The organism is Agrobacterium sp. LR_9, from assembly GCF_041954855.1.
GTDB lineage: Bacteria > Pseudomonadota > Alphaproteobacteria > Rhizobiales > Rhizobiaceae > Agrobacterium > Agrobacterium leguminum.
In genome coordinates this window covers 158,926-164,925 of record NZ_JAVAYA010000012.1, presented here as the reverse complement: position 1 = coordinate 164,925, position 6,000 = coordinate 158,926, and the positions used below count along the sequence as shown (strand labels likewise).

General features: G+C 58.7%; 5 protein-coding genes. 2 read left to right on the top strand and 3 right to left on the bottom strand.

Annotated features, from left to right (window positions below):
- Positions 1-154: 154 nt before the first annotated feature.
- The 3 genes from RAC79_RS15705 to RAC79_RS15695 all read right to left on the bottom strand — a co-directional run bounded on the left by RAC79_RS15705 (position 155) and on the right by RAC79_RS15695 (position 3,351).
- On the bottom strand, positions 155-1,537 hold the full coding sequence (locus tag RAC79_RS15705; protein WP_374997258.1) for a tripartite tricarboxylate transporter permease: 1,383 nt from the start codon (positions 1,535-1,537) through the stop codon (positions 155-157).
- A gap of 1 nt (position 1,538) precedes the next feature.
- On the bottom strand, positions 1,539-1,997 hold the full coding sequence (locus RAC79_RS15700; protein ID WP_374997257.1) for a hypothetical protein: 459 nt from the start codon (positions 1,995-1,997) through the stop codon (positions 1,539-1,541).
- A gap of 61 nt (positions 1,998-2,058) precedes the next feature.
- Complete coding sequence (locus RAC79_RS15695; RefSeq protein WP_374997256.1) at positions 2,059-3,351, bottom strand: hydroxymethylglutaryl-CoA reductase, degradative; 1,293 nt, start codon at positions 3,349-3,351, stop codon at positions 2,059-2,061.
- A 126-nt stretch (positions 3,352-3,477) separates the two neighbouring features.
- Between RAC79_RS15695 and RAC79_RS15690 the strand changes: the two genes are divergently transcribed.
- Together RAC79_RS15690 and RAC79_RS15685 are read left to right on the top strand one after the other, a co-directional pair.
- Positions 3,478-4,851: a PLP-dependent aminotransferase family protein gene (locus tag RAC79_RS15690; RefSeq protein ID WP_374997255.1), complete on the top strand. Its 1,374-nt coding sequence runs from the start codon at positions 3,478-3,480 to the stop codon at positions 4,849-4,851.
- 15 nt (positions 4,852-4,866) lie between these two features.
- Complete coding sequence (locus RAC79_RS15685) at positions 4,867-5,766, top strand: hydroxymethylglutaryl-CoA lyase (RefSeq protein ID WP_374997254.1); 900 nt, start codon at positions 4,867-4,869, stop codon at positions 5,764-5,766.
- The last annotated feature ends 234 nt before the right edge of the window (positions 5,767-6,000 follow it).

Below are 6,000 nucleotides of genomic sequence, written 5' to 3'. Positions count from 1 at the left end.
TCTCGATTGTAGGAAGTGCGATGCTCGTATCAGCGGCCCTTGCGGCGGTGTTCAAGGAAGCCAACACCGAGGTCAAGGTAACCATCAAAAGCAATTTTTTCATCGTCCTCTCCTGCTCGGGTTGGTTATGTCGCTCTTCGAGCACCCGCATCGGTCAACCCAGGAGCTTCATGATTGCCGGGACGCTCAGTATCGCAGCGTAGTAACCCATAAACTGGACACCGGTATTCATGCCCAATACGCGATAGAGAATGCCGCCGACCAGACCGACTGTAACGATAACCAGAAGGGCCAAAATGCCACCTTCCCAGAGACCGATGACCAAAACTAAGCCGACGAAAGTCGCGATGATCGCCTCGTGGCTTATGTATTTGGCGACGAATGCCGCAGCGCTGCGGGCATGGTTCATGGCAAACGGATAGGCTATGGCAGCGGCGATTACGACGGAAATCAAACCCCAAACGAGGAACTCGGGGACCGACATCATCGTGTGAAGATTGTTCACCGCTCCGGTCGCGGTGTCGACGGTGAAGCGTGGGGGGGCGTTGAAGAGTGGCGCCGCGGGACCAGCTGCGACCGGGCTAAGCGGCAGGCCGAAGGCGATGAGCGGGATGAGCGCTTCCGCGATGTAAGTCGACTCAGTCACGCCGTTGCGGACCGCCAGAACCGAGGTAAGCCGATGATAGGCATGTTTGATGCGGGCGCCGACGATTTCGCCAGCGATAACCGTGACAGCAACCGGACTGAAAACGAAAGTGGCGCTTGTAACAGCCGCTGCGGCCGCTGTTGTTGTAACCTGACTACGATCGAGAACCCTGAACGGGTTTGGAAAATAGCCGCCCCAGCTTTTGACATCCGGCGCAAGGGTTGTCTGGCGCAGCTCGCCTCGGTTCATACGCCTCTTTTCCAACGGAGACAGTGCCGAGACAAGTTCAGCGACAAGCGGACCCACTGCAATGCCGAGAAAGTAACTAACGCCGAGCTTCACGTTGTTGGCGGCGGTGAAGCCTTGCAGTGCAACGATTATCAAAGTGAAGGGCACGAGTGCGACGACTGATGCCCAGCGACCGGTGGAAAAATAGGCGATGATAACGGCCGCCCCGATGAACAGCCACGGCGCGGACGCGGTGATGTAAGTCCCGAACGGGGCGAGGATCACCGCGAACAGCACGGCAAGCGGCACGGCGACGAAAGCCGAGATAACCGAACCGGCCAACATCTTGCGCAACGCCACATGGGGTGCGCCCAGGTTCCGCAGCGCCGTGGCTTGCTGGAGGAGGGGGAGAGCAAGCGTATCTCCAGGAATGCCCAAAAGCGCCGTTGGAACAGCGTGGGTCATATGTTTGGATATCGCGGCGCACATCCAAAAAGTAAACACGCCCGCCGGCGGGGCGCCGAGGAGAACAACCAGAAGGGTCACTGGCGCGATTGTCGTCGTTTCGTCTGTTCCCGAGATCAGGCCAATGGCGGAAAACAGGATTGCGCCGAGAAGGCCAAGGCCAAGAGCGAGGACAATTTCGTAAAGTAGGCCGTCCATGTCACTCCCCCTTACGGCCGGTACCGCGGCCTTGTTCGTAGTTCCGGAAGACGTCGTAAAGACCGACCTGCCTCATTTCCTCCGCCACGACAGGTGGAAGGTCGCTCAGGCGTCCGATTGGGCCGCCGTCCTGTTCCATTTGTTCGATCACTTCAATCTGCCAAGCGCTCGCGTCCGCGACATGCTCGGAAATCACACGTTTGGGCGGGAATATTCTGGCGCACACTGCACCGCTCGCGACAGAGCCGATAATGCCCGCGAGCATGGCAAGTGCCTTGCCAACGGCCGGCGTGGCAGCCAGCGGCGCTATTATTTGGAGTGCTGCGAAATAAACGGCGACGCTCATCACAGCGCCAATCGTCATGGCCTTGCCGAGTTGCGGACGTGAGACGACGTCGCCCCATATCTCCGCAAGTTGGCCCTGCGTGCCTACGGCGCGCAACTCATCAGGTTCAGTCATCATCATCCTCCCAAATGACGCGAAACCGGAAAGCTCCTCCTTGTCCGGTCGCAGACTTTAATTACTTTCGCAATTCGGCCAGGATCTCTTCAGCCCGGGCCGAGCGCACGTCGTGGTCTGCAGCAAGCCTGCCGGCGACGAGATCAATCTCCTTGCCCTGTGCGCCGGCGCCAATGGCAATGTTTCGGGCGTGGAGAGCCATGTGGCCTCGCTGAATGCCTTCAGTTGCAAGGGCCCTAAGCGCCGCCATGTTCTGCGCGAGCCCAACGGCAACTGTTACTTCTGCGAGTTCGACCGCAGTTTCGACGTTGAGGATCTGGAGTGCTGCCTGGGCAGCCGGATGCGTCTTAGTTGCTCCGCCGACAAGGCCCATTGCCATAGGCATCTCCACCGTACCGACAAGGGTTCCTTTTGTGCTGATTTCCCAAGTCGTCAGCGAGGTGTAGCGTCCCGAACGAGCGGCATAAGCATGGGCGCCGGCTTCGATTGCGCGCCAGTCGTTACCGGTTGCAACCACGACCGGATCGATGCCGTTCATGATGCCCTTGTTGTGGGTTGCGGCCCTGTAGGGATCGACAGCGGCGAACTCGTAAGCGTCTACGATACCTTCCATCATCCTTCGGCCGGCGAAAGCCTTTGTGGTAAGCGCTTCTTCGGTCACCTCGATGCGAGCGCGGGCAAGACGCAGATCAGCAAGATTGGAAAGGATACGAAGCCTGACTTCGCCACCGGTGATCTGCTCTGCGATCGGGGCGATGGCCTCGGCCATCGTGTTGACGGTGTTCGCACCCATGGCGTCGCGAACATCAACGAGCAGGTGCAGCACGACCATTGCTCCGCGCGTCGTCGAGGGGAAGACGTGGACTTCTATATCCCGACATCCGCCGCCGAACTTGACGAGAACCGGGTCCTTTGCGTTCGCTGCCGTCACGATCTCGTCGCGTGCTGCAAGGATGGCGAGCCTGGCCCCGAAGGGGTCAGCGACGCCGAGAATTTGCACCTGGGCACGCATGATCGGTGGGGTAGAAGACGTCTGGAAGCCGCCGCAGCCGCGCACAATCCTGGCCATATAGGAGGCCGCCGCGACCACGGACGGTTCTTCGACGGCCATAGGCACGAGATAGTCTTTGCCGTTGATTGTGAAATTGGTTGCGACGCCGAGCGGCAGCTGGAACGTGCCTATGACGTTCTCGATCATCCCGTTTGCCCGGGAGACCGGAAGTGCGTCTGTGGAACTGAGAGCAGAGCGCGCCTCTTCGTTCAGCGAAGTTGCCAAGGCAACCTGCTCTAATCGTTCTGTAGGGGAAAGATTGCGCATGTTCTCCATGCGCGACGTTACCGTCCTCGTTGTCATGGCTCACTCCCAAACCAATACATGCATACTTGTAATCCGAACAAACTGTCCTAAAATCATAGTGATAATCAAGGGACAGTTGTCCGGTATATTCGGGGCACTGTCCCAATCGAAGGGTGGGACAAATTGAAGCGGGTCGATACCATCGTTGCCCATGTCAGCGGTCAAATCGCATCCGGCGTTTACGGGCCGGGCCACAGGCTCCCATCTGTCAGACGAGGCGCTGAACAATTCGGCGTGTCAAAGAATACCATGGCCGAAGCCTATGACCGACTTGTCGCTCGAGGACTTGCCGTCTCACATCAGGGCTCTGGCTACTACGTCTCGGAGAACCGTCCTGCGCCAGTGCCGAGGGTGAAACCTGATGTCACAGAGGCATTGGGCATAATGTCGCTGCTGCGCGAGCAGCTCGACCAGAACTATCAGACCCGTCCCGGGGACGGCCGTCCGCCGGCAAGCTGGACCGAGGACGCTGATATGCGGCGCATTTTACGCACAAGCCGCAGCGCGACCGCCGAGGTAGATTTCGGGTACGGGAGCTCCTGGGGTCTTGGGGCTCTTCGCGAATGGCTCCGCTTGGCGCTTGCGGAACGCTCGATCGCCACTGACACAGATGGCATCATGCTCACGAGCGGGGTCAACCATGGCCTCGATCTCATTATTCGGCATTTTCTGGAGCCGGGCGATACCGTCTTCGTTGACAGCCCAGGCTATTATCCGCTGTTTGCCAAGCTTAGGCTCGCCAAGGCCAATGTCGTTCCTATTCGGAGATTGGAGGAGGGGCCGGATCTCGACGACATACGCCAGAAACTCATGGTCCACCGTCCCAAGCTGTTCTTCACACAAAGCCAGGCCCACAACCCCACCGGCGGAACGCTGTCGCCTGCCCACGCCTTTAGTTTGCTGCAAATGGCGGAGGTGCATGATTTTCGGCTGGTCGAGGACGATATTTTCGCCGACCTGATTGCCCCGACCCTGCCGCGCCTGGCAGCATTCGGCCAGCAGCAGCGGGTGCTGTATGTCGGCTCGTTTTCGAAAACACTGTCTGCAAGCTTGCGCTGCGGTTACGTCGCAGGCGCCCCGGACATCATTCGCAGTCTGGTGGACCTCAAGATGATCACCATGGTGGCGACATCCGTTCATGTCGAGCGCGTCGTTCTCGAGATGATCGAGAGTGGACAGTATCTCAAGAACCTGAGGCGCCTGCGCGGCTGGATCGAAGAGGGCACGAAGGCGACGGCCCGGGCGCTTGGTGACGTCGGACTGCAGGTTTCACTTCCAAAGGTCCGCGGCTTCTACATCTGGGTACCCCTCCCGAAGCAGATCGATGAGGTCGCGTTCTGCCGTCGGGCCGCCGAGGCAAACATCTTCATCGCACCGGCGAGCGTTTTCCACGTTGACCGCGATGCGCCGGTCACACCGGCAATGCGCGTCAACGTCGCCTACGGCGCAGATTCACGGTTTTGCGCTTTCCTGCGCGAAGAGTTCCAAAGAAACTGAATAAGAGATGCAACGATGGATAAAATCAGGATCGTCGAAGTCGGGCCCCGGGACGGGCTGCAGAATGAGGCGCGCCCACTGGGAGTCGTCGAGCGTGTGCAGATGATCGAAGGCTTGATCGACGCGGGGCTGAAAACCATCGAGGTCGGCAGCTTCGTCTCGCCGAAATGGGTGCCTCAGATGGCGGGTTCCGCCGAAGTTCTCATGACGCTCGGACGACGAGAGGGCGTGACGTTTCAGATGCTGGTTCCGAATTTGAAAGGTTTCGAAGCGGCGCGCGGTGCGGGGACGGAAGAGATAGCGATCTTTGCGTCTGCCTCCGAAAGCTTTTCTCAGAAGAATATCAATTGCTCCATTGAAGAAAGTTTCGGTCGCTTTGCGCCCGTTCTGGAAGGCGCCAGAGAGGCAGGTATGCGAGTGCGCGGCTACGTGTCCTGTGTTCTCGGGTGTCCCTATGAAGGCGGGGTGTCGCTTCACTCGGTGGTCTCTGTCGCACGGAGGCTTTACGATCTTGGTTGCTACGAAGTGTCGCTCGGCGACACGATCGGGACCGGAACACCAAAGGCTGCAGCGGCAATGGTTCGTGCCGTCGCCGGTGAAATGCCAATCACAGCCGTCGCTCTTCACGAGCACAACACCTATGGGCAGGCACTCGCCAATATCCTCGCATGCCTTGAGGCAGGTGTGACCACGTTCGACGCCTCCGTCGGTGGCTTGGGTGGCTGCCCCTATGCCAATGGAGCCACGGGAAATGTTGCAACCGAGGAGCTCGTCTATATGCTTGAGGGCATGGGTGTATCCACGGGTATCGATCTTCCAAAACTGTCGAAGGTTGCTGCCTCGGTCTCAAGTCAGTTGGGCCGCGACCATCCAACCTCATTTGATTTCTGGCCATCAAAATGGGCGACAACCTGAGGTCATCAGCCGAAATTTTCATTTGCGTTCCAAGTGGCAACATTTGTCGATCCGCGTGGTACAGCGGAATCGATTTCCTTTTAGTGATACCTGGTTTGGTTTTCCAAGATCAGTTGAACCTGCCGAGTTGGCCGGAATGCGCCACTTCCAGACATCGTCGGGCCATTCATATCTGACTGCTCTCGACCCTTCATTGCCGGTCCGAAGCCCCGAGCGCCTCCCCGAAAGCTGTCA